This window comes from Streptosporangium sp. NPDC049248, from assembly GCF_040678965.1.
GTDB classification, from domain to species: Bacteria; Actinomycetota; Actinomycetes; order Streptosporangiales; family Streptosporangiaceae; genus Streptosporangium; species Streptosporangium fukuiense.
Map to the genome: position 1 here is coordinate 36,173 of NZ_JBFAQY010000015.1, position 15,812 is coordinate 51,984.

Here is a 15,812-nt window from a genome sequence, read left to right on the forward strand (position 1 = left end):
GTGCGACACTTAAATCAGCTTATGACGTGATACTCAAATCAACCTATAGATAACGCATAGCGTAAAAAGCTGCTTTAAGTGCTGGTGTCGTCTATGTATTGATTCGGAAGGGCAGCAGGCAGACGAGCACGTCCGTGTGCTCCCGTAGCACGACCATCAGGAAAAGGTCACGCTGGTTGTGCAGTACCCGATGGCGGAAGTGCCGCGGCTCGACGGTGGGAATGAGCACGGCGACCCATTTGCCGCTGTCGGCGACCTGCCGGATGTAGTCGAGAACGGGACGGACCACGGTGTGCTGCGGGCTGTCGAGGATCTCAAGACGGACCCCCGGATCCCACAGGTTCCACCGCGTCCGCAGGTCGTGCACCTCCTCCTCGGTGAAACACACCGCGACGACCACCACCTCACCACCGAGGGCCAGGCCCGCGCTGACGGCCCGTTCCGTCCTGGTGGTGACGTCAGAGACCGGGATGATGATCACTTTCCCGGCCTCGGCGACCGCCGCGGGCCGGGTGGGCCTGGGCGGTGTCCGCCCGACCCCGAGCTGCTTTTCGACCGCGGTGTAGTAGCGCTCGATGCGGGCGAAGAGCAGGATGAGCAGCGGGATGACGATGGCGACCACCCAGGCGCCCTCCAGGAACTTGGTGGTGAGCAGCACCAGGGTGGCGCCGGCGGTCAGCAGGGCGCCGGTGCCGTTGAGCAGCGCCCTGCCGAGCCAGCGGGGCGGGCGCAGGGTCGCCCAGTGCCTGACCAGGCCGACCTGGCTGATCGTGAAGCCGATGAACACCCCGATGGCGAACATCGGGATCAGCCTGTGGGTCCGCGCGTCCACCGCGATCAGTATCACGGCCGCCGCCACCGCCACGGCCACGACGCCGTAGCGGTGGACGGGACGTTCGGTGCGCAGCGCGAACAGGTGGGGCAGGCGGTTGTCGCGGGCCAGCAGGCTCAGCAGGACCGGCAGGCCTCCGAAGCTGGTGTTGGCGGCCAGTGCCAGGGCGAGCGTGACCACGAGGTTGGTCGCGTAGTACGCCCAGCCCGTGCCGTAGGCACCGGCGGTCAGCTGGGCGAGGACGGTGACGTCGTGCCGGGGCTGTACCCGGTCGCGGTGGATGAGCAGCGCCAGCCCGACCAGCATCGTGCCGAGCAGCGCGCCGAGCAGCAGTTCGGTCCGCTGTGCCCGCGCGACCCTCGGCTCGCGGAACATGGGCACGCCGTTGGCGATGGCCTCGACGCCGGTCAGCGCGGAACATCCGGAGGAGAACGCCTTGAGGATCAGCAGCACCCCCAGCGTGTCGGTCACCGGGACGTGCATGGGAGCCCCCACCACGGCCGCCGGATGGGAGCGGGCCAGCCCCAGCACCACGACGCCGAGGACGCTCACCACGAACAGCGCGGTGGGCAGCATCAGCACCCGCGCGCTCTCGGCGATGCCGTACAGGTTCACCGCGGTCAGCAGGGCCAGTCCCACCAGGCAGATCGCCAGGAGATGCGGGGCCAGGACGGGGAAGGCCGAGGCGAGGCTGGCGGCGCCGGCCGCGAGACTGACCGCCACGGTGAGCACGTAGTCGACGATGAGCGCCGCGGCGGCCAGCAGGCTCACCCGCTCGCCGAGATCGCTCTTGGCCACCGCGTAGGAACCACCGCCGTTCGGATACGCGGCGATCACCTGACGGTAGGAGATCACCAGCACGGTGAGCAGCACGACGATGGCCAGGGTGATCGGCAGCGTGTAACCGATCGCGGCGCCACCGGCGGCGACCAGGATGAGCGCGATCGCCTCCGGCCCGTAGGCGACCGAGCTGAGAGCGTCGAGCGACAGTGCGGCCAGCCCCTGCAGGCTGGTCAGATGCTGCCTTTCACCCTCACCGTGGCGCAGCTGGGGCCTGACGCGCCAACTGACGTGAACAGGGCGGTTCAGTGGGCGGCGCGGGGTCATGGTGACGATCCGTCACGGCGACCGCCGGGCTCACCCCTCGGCAAAGCCCACGTCCGAGCCGGCGCGCTGCTCCTCCTCGGTCGCTCGCATCCGGAACAGCCTGTCGACCGCCTTCCCGATGACGAACGTGACGATGAAGCTGTACAGGCCGACGGCCAGGACACCGGCCACCTGCTTGCCCAGCAGTGCGACCGACCCGCCGTAGAAGAGGCCGGGGGTCCCGACGAGCTCGCCGGTGGCGAAGAACCCGAGCAGCACGATGCCGGTGATACCGCCGGCCCCGTGGAAGCCGACCACGTCCAGGGTGTCGTCGTAGCCCAGGACCAGTTTCATCTCGACCGCGTACGTGCACACGAGGGCGGCGATGATGCCGACGACGAGCGCGCCCTCAACGTTGACGAACCCGCAGGACGGGGTGATGGCCACCAGCCCGGCCAGGGCGCCGCTGGTCGAGCCCATCCTGGTCAGGTGGCGGAAGCGGATCCACTCCACCAGCCGCCAGGTCAGCATCCCCGCGCAGCCCGCGATCATCGTGCTGAGGAACGCCCGGGCGGCCAGCGGGCCGTCGGTCAGCGCGGAGCCCGCGTTGAAGCCGAACCAGCCGAACCAGAGCAGGGCCAGGCCGAGCAGGACCATGGGGATGTTCTCCGGCGTCGGGGCGCCCCTGCGCCGGAAGGCGACACCCGGCCCCAGCACCAGTGCGAGTGCCAGCCCGGAGATGCCCGAGTTCAACTCGACGACCAGCCCGCCGGCGAAGTCCAGCAGGCCCCACCTGTGCAGCCAGCCGGAGGTGGAGAACACCCAGTGCGCGACCGGCGCGTAGACCAGGGTCATCCACAGGACGCCGAAGAGCATCCACGGGCCGAACCGGGCCCGTCCCGCGATCGAGCCACTGATCAGCGCGACCGTGATGATGGCGAAGGTCAGCTGGAACAGCGCGAAGACGTACGTGGGGATCTGCTGGTGCAGCGTCTCGGGGGTGATGTTCGCGAACCGGAAATTGCTCCAGCCGATGAGCCCGGCACCACCGAGGTCATTTCCGAAGGCCAGCCCGTATCCGTAGGCGAACCAGATGACGGTCACCAGGCTGATCGAGATGAAACTCATGTAAAGCGTTGTGAGTAGATTATTGGAACGGACCATGCCGCCGTAAAAGAAGGCCAGTCCCGGAGTCATCAGCAGCACCATCGCGGTGCTGGTCAGCATCCAGGCCGAATCACCGGTGTTCAGCCCGCTCGATATCCAGCTGCTCATTCCGACTGACATTATGGCCCCTTCGTCCTTTTTTACCCCTTCGGCTCTTTCCGTGCCCGCCGGCGGAGATGCCCTGACCCACATGGTTGGCGTCTAAGTCGGGAGTTAACCTCAGCACCTTTGATATTTGACCGAATGCTGGCCTTGGTTGATTTTTGCCGGTTCGGCACGTGGAAAGTAGTGCTGTGTGCCCACATCGTGGATTCACCGTTGACGGCCGTCCGCGGGCGGGATGTGCGCCAGTGGTGGGAAGGGCGACGTTTATGACATCGGCGTTTCCGTCATCGGGCTCACCCGGAGGTGAGCACCCTGCCAAGGGGCGTCGCGCGCTGGAGTACCTGTTGACGATCCCCCGCGGGGTCGCGCAGGTCGATTTCCAGCCCAACCAGTGGACGGGCCTGGTCTTCATCGTCGCGTTGTTCGTCGGTGGCTGGCGGTTCGGTGTCTTCGGCCTGCTGGGCACGCTCGTCGCCACGGTCACCGCGTACCTGTTCGGCGTCACCTGGGACCGGGTCTCGGTGGGACTGGAGGGTTTCTGCGGCACGCTGATCGGTGTCGGCCTGGTGCTCTACCTGGAAGTCCGGTGGATGACCGTGCTCCTGGTCATCGCCGGGGCGATCGCCGGGAGCGTGCTCACCTCGGCGCTGAACGTGCTGCTCACCCCGTACGACCTGCCGACCTTCACCGCGCCCTTCTGCGTGATCACCAGCGTGATGGTGATCGGCGGGCCGTCCTTCAGCCGGATCTGGGCGGAGCACGCGCGCTCGGCCCCGCCGTCGGCCACCGCTCCGGGCACCGCGATGAGCTGGCACGACTTCTGGCGGGGCACGCTCAGCGGCGTCGGCCAGGTGTTCTTCCAGAACCAGTGGTACGTCGGCCTGATCTTCCTGATCGGGTTGTTCGTGGCCGGCTGGGTGACCGGGCTGGTCGCGCTCCTCTCCAGCCTGGTCGGCCTGCTCACCGGCTGGGTGCTGGGCGCGCAGGCAGCCGATCTCGGAGCCGGCCTGTACGGCTACAACTCCGTGCTGACCGGGCTCGCGCTGTGGGGCACGTTCGTGCTGGTGAACAGGGTGAGCGCGGTCTACGCGGTGATCGGCGCGGTGTCCGCGGCCGGTCTGACCGCCGCCATCGGCAACCTGTTCGCCGTCACCGGCGGTCACACCCTCACCTGGCCGTTCGTCCTGGTGAGCTGGGTGTTCCTGGCGGCCATCCCGATGTTCAAGAAAATCCAGCGCGCCGGATAGCCGTGCGGAGAAAGGACCCCGATGAATCTCACACCACGCGAGATGGACAAGCTGCTCATCTTCCTCGTGGCTCAGCTGGCCGAGCAGCGCCGCGGGCGCGGACTGAAACTGAACTACGGCGAGACGGTGGCGTTGATCAGCTCGACGATCGTGGAGGCGGCCCGGGACGGCAAGACGGTCGCCGAGTGCATGGAGTTGGGCAAGCAGGTGGTCGGGCCCGACGACGTGCTGCCCGGAGTGCGCGGAATGCTGAAGCTGCTGCAGGTCGAGGCCGTCTTCGACGACGGCACCAAGCTGGTCTCCTGCCATGATCCGGTCGGCGGGAAGTGATGCCCGGGGAACACGCGCTCCTGCCGCGCTGCGGACCGTCGTCAGCGGCGGCCGGACACCACCACGACCACGACGACCATCACCACGGCCTCCGGGCGGTGGCGAACCCGAAGGGGGCGACATCCCGTGTCGGATGACGACGTCTACATCTATGGCGAGGGACGGATCGAGCTGAACGCCGGTCAGCCCCGGGCGAAGCTGACCGTGCACAACACCGGCGACCGGGCCGTTCAGGTGGGCTCGCACTTCCATTTCTTCGAGACCAACCGCGCGCTGAGATTCGACCGGGACAAGGCGTTCGGCAAACGCCTGGACATTCCTGCCGGTACCGCCGTCCGGTTCGAGCCCGGAGACACCAAGGAAGTGAACCTGGTCGAGTACGGCGGGGGTCTGCGGATCGTCGGTTTCGGTGGGCTGCTCAACGGAAGCGTCCGCTCGCGCGAGGCGCATCGCGAGGCGCTGAAAAGGATGCGCGAACGCGGTTACCTCGACGAGCCGGGTGATTCCACAGCGGCCTCGTCGAAGAAGAACGGCTCCTCAGGCTCCAAGAAGAAGGGCTGAATCCCGATGACCACGATGAGCCGTAAGCAGTACGCGACCATGTACGGCCCCACGGTGGGCGACCGGATACGCCTCGGGGACACCAATCTCGTCGTCGAGGTGGAGAAGGACCACACCGAGGGGCACTACGGGGACGAGGCGCAGTACGGAGGCGGCAAGACGGCCCGCGACGGGATGTCGGCCGACCCGGCCTCGCAGAACGCCACGGTCGCCCTCGACGTGGTGATCACCAACGCGGTGGTCATCGATCCGGTCCTGGGCATCGTCAAGGGCGACATCGGGATCAAGAACGGCAGAATCGCCGGGATCGGCAAGGCGGGCAACCCGCACACCCAGAACGGAGTCGACCGGCGGCTCGTCATCGGCGCGGGCACCGAGGTGATCTCCGGCGAGAACCTCATCGCCACCGCCGGTGCGATCGACACCCACGTCCACTTCATCTCCCCGCGACAGGCACAGAACGCGCTGAGCAACGGGATCACCACCCTGGTCGGCGGGGGGACCGGTCCCGCCGACGGCACCCGCGGCACCACCTGCACCCCGGGACCGTGGAACATCGCCCGCATCCTGCAGGCGTACGAGGCCATCCCGATCAACGTCGGGGTGTACGGAAAGGGGAACAGCAGCCTGCCGGCCTCCCTGGAGGAGCAGCTCAAGGCGGGGGCCTGCGGGCTGAAGGTGCACGAGGACTGGGGGACCACGCCGGCCGTCATCGACTGCTCGCTGTCCGTCGCCGACGCGTACGACATCCAGATAAGCATCCACACCGACACGCTGAACGAGGCCGGGTTCGTCGAGGACACCATCAGCGCGATCAACGGCCGGGCGATCCACACCTACCACTCCGAGGGCGCCGGCGGTGGGCACGCCCCGGACATCCTGCGGGTGACCGGGGAGCCCAACGTGCTGCCGGCCTCCACGAACCCGACGCTGCCCTACACCGGCAACTCGGTGGACGAACTGCTGGACATGACGATGGTCTGCCACCATCTCAGCTACGACGTCCCCGAGGACGTGGCGTTCGCGGAGAGCCGGGTGCGCGCCGAGACCATCTCCGCCGAGACCGTCCTGCACGACCTGGGCATCATCAGCATCATCGGGTCGGACTCGCAGGCGATGGGCCGGGTGGGCGAGTCGTTCACCCGTACCTTCCAGATCGCCCATCACTGCAAGGACAAGCGGGGCGCGCTGCCGGAGGACTCCGAGCGCAGCGACAACTTCCGGGTGCTGCGATACCTGGCCAAGCTGACCATCAATCCGGCCCGCGCCTGCGGGATGGCCGACACGATCGGCTCGCTGGAGGACGGGAAGCTGGCCGACATCGTGCTCTGGCAGGTGCACTCCTTCGCGGCCAAGCCCTACCTGGTCGTCAAGGGCGGAATGATCAACTGGGCGCCGATAGGCGACCCGAACGCGTCCCTGCCGACGCCGCAGCCGGTCTACTACCGGCCGACGTTCGGCGCCTTCGGCACCGCGCTGAAGGAGACCTGCGTCACCTTCATGTCGCAGGCCGGGATCGAAGCGGGCGTGCCCGAGCGGCTCGGCCTGCAGCGGATGGTCCGGGAGGTACGCCAGTGCCGTACCGTCGACAAGCGCCACATGCTGCGCAACTCGACGCTGGCCGACATCATGGTCGATCCGGAGACCTACAAGGTCTCGGTGAACGGCAAGCCGGTCAGCATCGAGCCGGCCACCAAGCTGCCGCTGAACCGGCTCTACTTCATCTGATGAGCCTGGCCGGCCTGGGCCCGCTGCTCGCCCAGTTGCAGCTCACCGACTCCGGTTTCCCGAGCGGGTTGTACACGCTCTCGCACGGACTGGAGGGGTACGTCCAGCTCGGCGCGACCGGATCGGCGGACCTGCGCGGCCTGCTGACCGATCTGCTGTACAACTCGGTCGGGCCGGGGGACGCGACGGCCCTGGTGCTGGCGCACCGGGCCGCCGGAGCGGGCGACTGGGACCGGCTGGTCGAGGTCGACCGGCGGCTGCACGCGATCAAACTCAACCGCGAGCAGCGCTCCGCCTCGATCAGGACCGGCCGGCAGGTCCTCGACACGGCGGTGTGGGCGTTCGCCTCGCCGGAGGCGGCCCGGCTGGCGGCCCTGGTGGCGGAGAGGGCCGCGCCGGGCAACCACGCGGTCGTGGTCGGCGTGATCCACGCCGGCATGGGCGTGCCCGTCGCGCACGCGGTGGCCGGTGACCTCTACGCCTTCGCCGCGGGCTGGACGGCGGCGGCGGTGCGGCTGGGCCGCACCGACTTCCGCCGGGCCCAGCGGATCCTGGGCGAGGTCCGGCCGGACCTCGCCCGGGTCGCACGGGCGGCGCTCGCCGCCGAGGACCCCATGGACCTGAACGGCTCGGTACCCGTCGCCGACACGGTCTCGGCCGCGCACGAGCGGGCAGCGGCCCGCCTGTTCATCACCTGAGAGGGCACGAGATGGAACCGCGGAAGGTGTTCAAGGTCGGTGTCGGGGGGCCCGTCGGGTCCGGCAAGACGGCCCTGATCGAGATGCTGGTCCCCGTTCTGATCGCCAGGGGGCACAGCCCCGGCGTGATCACCAACGACATCTACACGCAGGAGGACGCCGAACACGTCCGCCGCACGATGGCCGGGGTGCTCGACTCCGAGCGGATCGTCGGGGTCGAGACGGGATCCTGTCCGCACACCGCGGTCCGTGACGATCCGAGCATGAACCTGGCGGCGGCGGCCGAGCTGCTCGACCGGTTCTCCGACATCGACATGCTGCTGTTCGAGAGCGGCGGCGACAACCTGACGCTCACCTTCAGCCCGGTGCTCGCCGACGTCTACATCTTCGTCCTGGACACCGCCGCGGGCGACAAGATGCCGCGCAAGCGCGGTCCGGGCACCACGGACTCCGACCTGCTGGTCATCAACAAGATAGACATCGCCCGGTACGTGCGCACCGACCTGTCGGTGATGGAGAGGGACGCGCACACGGTGCGCGGGGCGGGACCGGTCGTGCTGACCGACTGCCTGGCCGGCACCGGTGTCGCCGAGGTCGCCGACTTCATCGAGGCGCGGATGGAGGCGATGTGCGTTCCGGGCCGGTGATCGACCATCTGGCTCCGGAGCGCTACCAGCCGGGGTGGCTGCCGGGCTCGGTGGCGCGCCATGCCGCCGGCCTGGACATGCTGCCGGTCGGCAGCCCCGGCAAGGTCGGGGTCCTGCACCTGGCGTTCGAGCGGGTCGGCGGGCGGACCGAGCTGACCGGTCACTACCAGAAGACACCGCTGCAGATCGCCCGCCCGCTGTACTACGACCCCGAGCGCCCGGACATGCCGTACCTCATGTTCATGTCGTCCGGCGGCGGCGTTCTCCAGGGCGACCGCTACCGCATCGACGTCTCCTGCGGCGAGGGCTCGTCCGTCCACCTGACCACCCAGGCCGCCACCCGGCTCTACCGGATGGAACAGGACTACGCCACCCAGCTGGTCAACCTCACCGCGGGACCGGGCGGATACCTGGAGTACCTGCCGGACACCGTGATCCCGTTCGCCGACTCGCGGTACTACCAGCGGCTCCGCGTCACCGTCGCGGCGGACGCGACGGTGGTGCTGGGCGAGACGCTGATGGCCGGCAGGCTGGCGCGGGGGGAGCGGCACGCGTACACGGCCTACTGCAGCGACGTCGAGGTGCGTGACACCTCGGCACGGCTGCTCTTCGCCGACCCGCTCCGCCTGGTGCCGGGGGAACGGCCGGTGACCGGACCCGCGGTGATGGCCGGATTCGGGCTGCTGTCCTCCCTGTACGTCGTCACCGCCGCGCAGCCCGCGCGACTCGTGGCCGACACGATGCACGCGGTGCTCGCCGGCACCGGGCTGCGGGCCGGGGCCAGCGTCCTGCCCGGGGATCGGGGGGCCTGGGCCCGCATCCTCGGGGACAGGTCTCCCGAGGTCGAGGCGGCACTCCAGCTGACCTGGAACGCCGTCCGCGAGCTGCTCCTCGGAGTGCCCGCGCCGGACCGCCGCAAGCAGTGACATTCGCGTATATCGCCGTTCGGTGGCCGGGGCGGAGATGACGCGGCGGGCCGGAGAGACCCGAGGACCAGCATCTATCGCTTAAAGTCGGGCGAATGGCCCCGACTCCCTCCCGGCTGGCCTGGCTGGACGCCCTGCGGGGACCCGCCGCGCTGGCCGTCACGCTGCACCACTCCGGGTGGACCTTCATCCCGGGCCTCTGGGCCGAGGTGGACCGCAGGATCGACGTCGGCACCTGGGGCGTCTTCGTGTTCTTCCTGGTCAGCGGCTACATCATCCCCGCCTCCCTGGAGCGGCGCGGCGACCTGCGGGTCTTCTGGACCGGACGGGCGTTCCGCCTCCTGCCCCTGTTGCTCGCCGCGCTCGGTCTTGCGCTCCTGCTCGCCTACGCCGGTGCGCTCGCCCTCCATCCGGGCGTGAGCACCCGACCCGCGCCGCTCGTCGCCCTGGGGAACCTGACGATGCTGCAGGAACTGCTCGGCGTGCCGGCCGTCATCGACGTGATGTGGACGCTCTCCTACGAGATGGCGTTCTACCTGATGGCGGCCGGGCTGTTCACCGTGCGGCAGGCACACCGGTCGGCGGCGGTCGCGATCGTCCTGGCGGTGTCGGCGGTACCTCTCGGACTCCTGCTGACCCGTCCGGTCATCGGTGGCCGCGCCGACCTGGCCGCCGCGCTCCTCGGCGTCGCGGTCGTCGTGGTCATCGTGGTGTCGGCGACCGCGCGCGGCGGGGCGCGCACGGCCGCCGCGGTGACGGGCGGCCTGCTCGGGCTGGCGCTGGTGATCCTGGGCAGCAGGATCGGCGCCTGGCAGGGCCTGACCGTGCTGGCCATGATGTTCGCCGGTACGGCCGTCCACCGTGCCGAGCAGGGCGCGATCCGATGGCCCGCCGCCATCGCCGCCGTGCTGACGGTCCTGGCCTGCGGGGCCCTCGCCAAGGACGATCCCGGTTGGGCACCCGCGCTTTTGCTGGCCGTCGCCTTCTTCGGCGGCGCGTTCGCGCTACGGCACAGGTCGTTCCCCCGGTGGCTCGCCCACCTCGGGGTGATCAGTTTCTCCCTCTACCTGCTCCACCCGCTGCTGCTGCGGGTGAGCCCGAACCTCCCGCTCTTCCTCCTCGCGCTGCTGCCGCTCTGCCACCTGACCCACCGGCTGATCGAGGCCCCGGCCCAGCGCCTCGGCAGGCGGCTGGGCCGGGGCTGAACCGGGTCACGGAGCGGCGTAGTGTCCGGCGTAGGCGGCGGACGGCTCGGTCGGGGTGATCACGTCGATGAGCACGCCGCCGGGTGCGGCCACGATGAAGTGCCGCTGCCCGAACTCCTCGGTGCGCAGCGTCAGCTCGACCGGGAGCCCCGCCCGTCGTACCAGCCTGTCGTGCTCGGCGTCGACGTCGGCCACCTCGAAGTTGAGGATCAGCCCTCGCACCGCCGAGCGGTACTTCTCCGGCACGGTCGGATGGTCGTGGTCGACGAGCGCCAGCTCGTAGTGAGGCGGCTCCGGGCGTCGCAGGCTCACGTACCAGTCCGCCTCGAACACCGTCTCGAAGCCGAAGAACCGCCGGTAGAAGTCACGGGACTCGGCGATCCGATCGGTGCAGACGACCGGATAGAAGCTGGTGAGGGACACGTCCCCCTCCTTTCCGCATATTGGCATACCGATGGTATGTGGAGTTAACATACCATCGGTATGCCAACGATGGGAGCCGCGATGGATCGCGTACGGCAACGGCTGGAGACCAGGCGGACGCTGGTGGCGGAGGCCAGGACGCTGTTCGCGCGGCACGGGTACGCCGCGGTGAGCCTGGCGCAGGTCGTCGGGGCGGCGGCCGTGACCAAGGGCGCCCTCTACCACCACTTCGACAGCAAGGCCGACCTCTTCCACGCGGTCGTCGAGCAGGTGCAGCAGGAGGTGGGCGAGCGGGTCTCGGCGGCGGCGGACGCGCACGACGACCCGTGGGAGCAGCTGGTCGCGGGATGCGGGGCCTTCCTCGCGGTGAGCCGCGACCCCGACGTACAGCGGATCATGCTCGTCGACGGCCCCGCGGTGCTCGGCTGGAACGAGTGGCGGGCCATGGACGAGGCGTCCTCGGCGCGGCACCTCACCGAGGCGCTCGTCACACTGATCGAGGCGGGAGTCATCGCCCGCCGGCCCGTGGAGCCGTTGGCCCACCTGCTGTCCGGCGCGATGAACGAGGCGGCCCTGTGGCTGGCCCGCTCGACGGACCCCGGCGACCTCCCGGCCGTCACCGAGGAGCTGTCGCGCCTGCTCGAATCCCTGCGAGACCACCGGTAGGCGGCCAGGGCACGCTCACCTCCGAGTCCGGAGCGGGAAGGCCCCGCTCCGGTCGGAGAGCGGGGCGTCGACGGCGGTGTCAGCCGGTCGCCTGGGCGACGCCCTCGGGGGCGCCGTGCCGGATCATCGCCACCACCGCCTCGTGTATCCCCTCGCCCCTGCCCGCTGAGACGGGGAGCGGGCTGCCCGTGGCGACGTACCACTCCTCCGCGCCGGTGTACTGCACGCGGACTGCGGCCTGACCACCGGCGACCTCGGTGACCACGGTGAGGTCTCCGGTGACGGTTCCCACCTCGTCGGTCATCACCCCACCGGGGCCGGCGGTCACCTCGGACCGGTACCGCTCGTTCATTCCGCGCCGCAGGTGTCGAGCATGCTCTGCAGGGCCGCCCGCTCGGCGTCGGTCACGGTGAGGCCGTAGTCGAACTTCACATCGGTCCAGGCACGCGCGTAGGTGCACCAGTAACTCACCAGCGGCGGGCGCCACTGGTCGGGGCCCTGGTCGCCCTTGCTCCTGTTCGACGCGGCGGAGACGGCGATGAGCTGGGAGTTCTTCAGGTCGTTCGCGAACTCGCCCCGCTTCTCGGTGGTCCAGACGTCGGCGCCGGAACGCCACGCGTTGGCCAGCGGGACCATGTGGTCGATGTCGACCTGGCTCGCGGAGCTGATCATCCTCCCGTCGTAGGCCGACTTCCAGGTGCCGGAGATGGGCCGGCACCGGCCGTCCTGGAAGACGAGCGAGCCCTCCCTGGCGAGGACCTTCTCGCGGGTGTTGCAGGCGCCGCCCTGAGCGGACCAGTGCGGGAACCTGGCGCGGGAGTAGCCGGTCATCGGGCGCGGCTCCGCGGTCTTCAACTGGTCGAGTTCGGCTTGGGCGACGGTGACGGACGGCGGCTCGGGAAGAGCCGCCGGTGCCGTCGCGGCGATGGCGGGCAAGGACAGGACGAGGGCGGACGCCGCGGCGCCCGTCAGCATGAGGATCTTCACGCGCCAGCACCGTAATGATCGATACCGCCGCCCGGCCGCTCCAGCGCGCGCTCATGGAGATCCCTGCCGGAGCGATGACGTGATCATGACTCGGTTCGGCCCCGGCACGGGTTCCTCGGCCGCCGCGGAAGGGCGGGAATGCGTAATAGTGCACTCTCCGGGATGAGTGTGGATTCGTACGCAGAAGGGTTCTTCGTAACTTCCTAACGTCTGGGGTGTCCGAACGACAAGTCTCCACACCGCACTCACGGGAGCATGAACATGAGCACGAAGCGCGCACTTCTCGCCGGAGCGGCCCTGGCCGGTTCACTGCTGGCCGGCGTGGCCGTGGCCCCGGCGGCGACGGCCTCGACCGCCCCGCAGCAGGCCCAGACCTTCAGCAAGCACTTCTTCGGCCCCTACTACTCCGGCTTCGGCCGAGGCGAGGACTTCGGGCACCGGTCCTACTACAAGGGTTACTGGACCAAGGAAGGTGGCCGCTACTGGTTCTACGGCGACCTGTTCGACCGTGACCGCGACCGCTCCTACAGCTACGTGTGGTTCAAGTGGCACGACCGCTTCGGCTCGCACACCAAGGTCTTCAAGACCCTCGGTCACGGTGACATCGACCGGTTCGGCGGGTTCAAGAAGAGCAGCGGCTTCGACGACTTCAAGATCCGGGTCTGCGAGGGCACCGACAAGTTCGACGACTGCGGTCGCTGGGGCGACGCCTTCTGACCTGATGGGCGTCTCCTCGCACGGGGTGCGGGGGCAGCGCACGGGGCCCGGTCGATGATCGACCGGGCCCCGTCGGGCTTTATCGGGCGCCGACGTGCACTGGGGAGCACGTGCCCGCGAACAGCGCACCCCGGTGGTGCGCCCGGCTTTCGGCCGCGAAGGAGATGGCCGGCCGCGGCGTTGAAATCCCCCAGGCGGTGACCACGTTCCGCGTCGAACTCGGTGTCCCGGAGGCTGACGCAGTGATCCGCAAGTGCCTCACAATCGGCTCTCGCCACGCTTGGTCCTCCAGGAGAGGAGAAGCGGATGTGGGTTCCGGGACGCGCTGCCATATGTCTGCTGACGGCATCCCTGTGCGAGCTGGTGGTCGCGGGAGTCAGTCTCGTCGTCAGAGGAGAGCTGGAGAGGGAGGAGGAGAGGCTCGTCGATGGGCCGAGCCTCTACGGTGAGCTCGCGCTGAGCAAGGTCGAGAACTTCCTGTGGGGCAGTGCCGTAGCCGGGATGATCACGCTGACCCTGGCGGCTCTGGCGTGGCGGCGGGGCGGGACCGAGGGGGTGCGGGCCGTCATGGGAGCGGGCCTCGTCCCGTACACACTGTTCTGTTGGTATTTCTGCTTCCTGTCGATTTTCAGAGCCGGTGAGTTCCTGGGCGGATACTCGCATCTGACCTTCGGGCTGACGAGCGCGGCCGGTGTTCTCTATCTCGCGGGGACGATATCGCTGTTCCTCGCCAGACCGAAGTTTCGTCAAACCGGTTAGAGCCTCCTGGGAGACCTGGAAGAGGGAGGGCGCGGCTCAGGCGTGTCCCTTGTCGGTCACGCCCCCGAGGGGGACGTCACGCAGGCTGAGCAGCATGAGCAGGGCGCAGCTTGCGACGAGGGCGATGTCGGCGACGTTGCCGACGAACAGGCCGCCGTAGTCGATGAAGTCGACGACATGACCCCGGCCGAACCCGGGGGAACGCAGGAGGCGATCGAGCAGGTGGGACGTGGCGCCGCCCAGGAGCCCGCCCAGCACGGCGGCCCAGGCCGGCGAGCGCAGCCGCCGCCCCACATACAGGATGCCGATGACCGCGATGGCCGCCGCCAGCGCGAACACCCACGTCGCTTCCGCCCCGATCGAGAACGCGGCACCGGGGTTGTACAGCAGTCGCAGGTCGATCAGCTGTGGGATCACCGTGACGCGCTCGCCGTCCGAGAGCGCCGAGACCGCCCAGACCTTCGACGTCTGGTCCGCGAGAAGGACGACCGCGGCCAGCGCGAGCATCCACCCGTACAGCCGTAGCTCTCCCTTCGCCGTCTGTGAACCTCGTCCGATCGGCACCTTTACCCCCACAATCTGGAATCGCCTCGTATCGATCTTAAAGAGCGGCCCTGCCCCCTGAGCGTCGCAGGACTTGAGAAGCGGGCGGGACGGGCAACGTCTGGCCGGTGAGGTTACCGGTCGAAGTGCTCCCGGGCACAGGCGTTGAACGGGGACACCGGGCATACCCGGACCGCGGTGCCGTCTGACGCCCGTTCGACGGCGCTCCCCGGCGGTGACGTGAGATCGTCCGCGAACGGCTGGGCAGGCCGGTGACCGGTGGGCAAAGGCATGGCCAAGCGGTACGTGTCGTGGCCCCGGGCCGGGGTCGCGGAGTGTCTGCTGTGCAACAGCAGTACACCGCTTACCTGGAGGGTCGGAGATGAGGAAGTTGCTTCATGCCGGCGTGCTCGCGTTCGGGGTGTTCGCGGCCGGGTGCGGCGCCGCCGAGGACGGGAGCACGACGGAGCCGATGGTCGCGAGCCAGGTCAACGCGTCACCCACCTCACCCGGGACCGCCACCCCGTCTTCGCCCTCACCCTCGGCCTCGCCGGCGACCAGGGCCGAGGTCCGGCTGGGAGATACGAAGATCGGAAAGGTGCTGGTCGGTGAGGGGGACCGCACGCTCTATCTCTTCGAGAAGGACAAGGGCGGGAAGTCGTCGTGTTCCGGCCCCTGCGCGCAGGCGTGGCCGCCGTACCTCACGGATGGAAGGCCCAGAGCGGGCAAGGGCGTCAAGGAGAAGCTGCTCGGCACCACCAAGCGAGATGACGGCACGGCTCAGGTGACCTACAACGGCCACCCGCTCTACTACTTCATCAAGGACACCAAGGCCGGCGAGACGAACGGGCAGGATCTCAACAGTTTCGGTGACGACTGGTACGCGGTCGACGCGGACGGGAAGAAGGCGCACGACTGAGCCGGCCGGACTCTATCCGGATCGCACGTTACGCGGAGCGGAAGAGGGCGCACGGCTGAGTCCCGCCCGGACCGATGATGGGCCCTTCGTACGTCGCGCGGATTTCGCACCCACTCCCGGCCGGGGAGGTTGTTTGTCCAGTGCGTGAGACATGTGCTGGACAAACCGGAAACCGCTAAACAAGTGGGTAAAGCCCGTCGATGAGACGGTTCGCTGATCGAAGGGACGCCATGTGACATTCTCCCCGGTGTCGAGGTTAGAGATGT

At 68.9% G+C, this 15,812-nt stretch carries 17 protein-coding genes and 1 pseudogene; 12 read left to right on the forward strand and 6 right to left on the reverse strand.

The window, feature by feature from the left end; translation table 11 throughout:
* Positions 1 to 91: 91 nt before the first annotated feature.
* Positions 92 to 1,939 (reverse strand): APC family permease, encoded by a 1,848-nt coding sequence (locus AB0K21_RS25385; protein ID WP_364153745.1) that lies wholly within the window; start codon positions 1,937 to 1,939, stop codon positions 92 to 94.
* Between the two features lie 30 nt (positions 1,940 to 1,969).
* A complete protein-coding gene (locus tag AB0K21_RS25390; RefSeq protein ID WP_364153748.1) occupies positions 1,970 to 3,193 on the reverse strand; it encodes an ammonium transporter in 1,224 nt (407 codons plus the stop codon).
* Positions 3,194 to 3,534: 341 nt separating this feature from the next.
* Here AB0K21_RS25390 and AB0K21_RS25395 point away from each other — a divergent pair, with 341 nt between their 5' ends.
* The 8 genes and pseudogenes from AB0K21_RS25395 (at position 3,535) to AB0K21_RS25430 (ending at position 10,532) form a co-directional block, all read left to right on the forward strand.
* Complete coding sequence (locus tag AB0K21_RS25395) at positions 3,535 to 4,437, forward strand: urea transporter (protein WP_343961503.1); 903 nt, start codon at positions 3,535 to 3,537, stop codon at positions 4,435 to 4,437.
* 21 nt (positions 4,438 to 4,458) lie between these two features.
* Positions 4,459 to 4,767, forward strand: coding sequence for an urease subunit gamma (locus AB0K21_RS25400; protein WP_343961505.1), 309 nt, complete (start codon positions 4,459 to 4,461; stop codon positions 4,765 to 4,767).
* A gap of 147 nt (positions 4,768 to 4,914) precedes the next feature.
* Positions 4,915 to 5,199, forward strand: a pseudogene (locus AB0K21_RS25405) (urease subunit beta); the annotation flags it as partial.
* 135 nt (positions 5,200 to 5,334) lie between these two features.
* Positions 5,335 to 7,056: an urease subunit alpha gene (ureC, locus tag AB0K21_RS25410; protein WP_364153753.1), complete on the forward strand. Its 1,722-nt coding sequence runs from the start codon at positions 5,335 to 5,337 to the stop codon at positions 7,054 to 7,056.
* On the forward strand, positions 7,056 to 7,754 hold the full coding sequence (locus tag AB0K21_RS25415) for an urease accessory UreF family protein (protein WP_343961509.1): 699 nt from the start codon (positions 7,056 to 7,058) through the stop codon (positions 7,752 to 7,754). The genes ureC and AB0K21_RS25415 overlap by 1 nt, the downstream gene beginning before the upstream one ends.
* An 11-nt stretch (positions 7,755 to 7,765) precedes the next feature.
* Positions 7,766 to 8,401, forward strand: coding sequence for an urease accessory protein UreG (ureG, locus tag AB0K21_RS25420; protein WP_364153757.1), 636 nt, complete (start codon positions 7,766 to 7,768; stop codon positions 8,399 to 8,401).
* Positions 8,383 to 9,327, forward strand: a complete 945-nt coding sequence (locus tag AB0K21_RS25425; RefSeq protein WP_343961513.1) for an urease accessory protein UreD — start codon at positions 8,383 to 8,385, stop codon at positions 9,325 to 9,327. Before ureG ends, AB0K21_RS25425 begins: the two co-directional genes overlap by 19 nt.
* Positions 9,328 to 9,422: 95 nt before the next feature.
* Complete coding sequence (locus AB0K21_RS25430) at positions 9,423 to 10,532, forward strand: acyltransferase family protein (protein WP_364153761.1); 1,110 nt, start codon at positions 9,423 to 9,425, stop codon at positions 10,530 to 10,532.
* 6 nt (positions 10,533 to 10,538) lie between these two features.
* Here the strand turns inward: AB0K21_RS25430 and AB0K21_RS25435 are convergent, their stop codons facing one another.
* Complete coding sequence (locus AB0K21_RS25435; protein ID WP_364153764.1) at positions 10,539 to 10,955, reverse strand: VOC family protein; 417 nt, start codon at positions 10,953 to 10,955, stop codon at positions 10,539 to 10,541.
* A gap of 60 nt (positions 10,956 to 11,015) precedes the next feature.
* On the opposite strand from AB0K21_RS25435, the gene AB0K21_RS25440 reads away from it, so the two are divergent.
* Entirely contained in the window at positions 11,016 to 11,621 is a 606-nt protein-coding gene (locus tag AB0K21_RS25440) for a TetR/AcrR family transcriptional regulator (protein ID WP_343961517.1), read from the forward strand.
* 79 nt (positions 11,622 to 11,700) lie between these two features.
* On the opposite strand, the gene AB0K21_RS25445 is transcribed toward AB0K21_RS25440, so the two are convergent.
* Complete coding sequence (locus AB0K21_RS25445; RefSeq protein WP_364153767.1) at positions 11,701 to 11,925, reverse strand: hypothetical protein; 225 nt, start codon at positions 11,923 to 11,925, stop codon at positions 11,701 to 11,703.
* A gap of 44 nt (positions 11,926 to 11,969) precedes the next feature.
* Positions 11,970 to 12,608: an HNH endonuclease family protein gene (locus AB0K21_RS25450; protein WP_343961522.1), complete on the reverse strand. Its 639-nt coding sequence runs from the start codon at positions 12,606 to 12,608 to the stop codon at positions 11,970 to 11,972.
* 261 nt (positions 12,609 to 12,869) lie between these two features.
* On the opposite strand from AB0K21_RS25450, the gene AB0K21_RS25455 reads away from it, so the two are divergent.
* Entirely contained in the window at positions 12,870 to 13,325 is a 456-nt protein-coding gene (locus tag AB0K21_RS25455; protein WP_343961524.1) for a hypothetical protein, read from the forward strand.
* Positions 13,326 to 13,631: 306 nt separating this feature from the next.
* On the forward strand, positions 13,632 to 14,084 hold the full coding sequence (locus AB0K21_RS25460) for a hypothetical protein (RefSeq protein WP_364153771.1): 453 nt from the start codon (positions 13,632 to 13,634) through the stop codon (positions 14,082 to 14,084).
* Between the two features lie 36 nt (positions 14,085 to 14,120).
* Here AB0K21_RS25460 and AB0K21_RS25465 read toward each other — a convergent pair whose 3' ends face one another.
* Positions 14,121 to 14,648 carry a signal peptidase II gene (locus AB0K21_RS25465; RefSeq protein ID WP_364153774.1) on the reverse strand — a complete coding sequence of 176 codons (528 nt, stop codon included), beginning with the start codon at positions 14,646 to 14,648 and terminating at the stop codon, positions 14,121 to 14,123.
* 361 nt (positions 14,649 to 15,009) lie between these two features.
* Between AB0K21_RS25465 and AB0K21_RS25470 the strand changes: the two genes are divergently transcribed.
* Positions 15,010 to 15,546, forward strand: coding sequence for a hypothetical protein (locus tag AB0K21_RS25470; RefSeq protein ID WP_364153777.1), 537 nt, complete (start codon positions 15,010 to 15,012; stop codon positions 15,544 to 15,546).
* Positions 15,547 to 15,812 lie beyond the last annotated feature (266 nt).

Excerpts from the sequence above, each read along its gene's own strand:
- AB0K21_RS25385 (WP_364153745.1), bottom strand. The coding sequence starts at position 1,939 with ATGACCCCGCGCCGCCCACTGAACCGCCCTGTTCACGTCAGTTGGCGC.
- AB0K21_RS25390 (WP_364153748.1), bottom strand. The coding sequence starts at position 3,193 with ATGAGCAGCTGGATATCGAGCGGGCTGAACACCGGTGATTCGGCCTGG.
- AB0K21_RS25400 (WP_343961505.1), top strand. The coding sequence starts at position 4,459 with ATGAATCTCACACCACGCGAGATGGACAAGCTGCTCATCTTCCTCGTG.
- ureC (WP_364153753.1), top strand. The coding sequence starts at position 5,335 with ATGACCACGATGAGCCGTAAGCAGTACGCGACCATGTACGGCCCCACG.
- AB0K21_RS25415 (WP_343961509.1), top strand. The coding sequence starts at position 7,056 with ATGAGCCTGGCCGGCCTGGGCCCGCTGCTCGCCCAGTTGCAGCTCACC.
- ureG (WP_364153757.1), top strand. The coding sequence starts at position 7,766 with ATGGAACCGCGGAAGGTGTTCAAGGTCGGTGTCGGGGGGCCCGTCGGG.
- AB0K21_RS25430 (WP_364153761.1), top strand. The coding sequence starts at position 9,423 with ATGGCCCCGACTCCCTCCCGGCTGGCCTGGCTGGACGCCCTGCGGGGA.
- AB0K21_RS25440 (WP_343961517.1), top strand. The coding sequence starts at position 11,016 with ATGCCAACGATGGGAGCCGCGATGGATCGCGTACGGCAACGGCTGGAG.
- AB0K21_RS25445 (WP_364153767.1), bottom strand. The coding sequence starts at position 11,925 with ATGACCGACGAGGTGGGAACCGTCACCGGAGACCTCACCGTGGTCACC.
- AB0K21_RS25455 (WP_343961524.1), top strand. The coding sequence starts at position 12,870 with ATGAGCACGAAGCGCGCACTTCTCGCCGGAGCGGCCCTGGCCGGTTCA.
- AB0K21_RS25460 (WP_364153771.1), top strand. The coding sequence starts at position 13,632 with ATGTGGGTTCCGGGACGCGCTGCCATATGTCTGCTGACGGCATCCCTG.
- AB0K21_RS25470 (WP_364153777.1), top strand. The coding sequence starts at position 15,010 with ATGAGGAAGTTGCTTCATGCCGGCGTGCTCGCGTTCGGGGTGTTCGCG.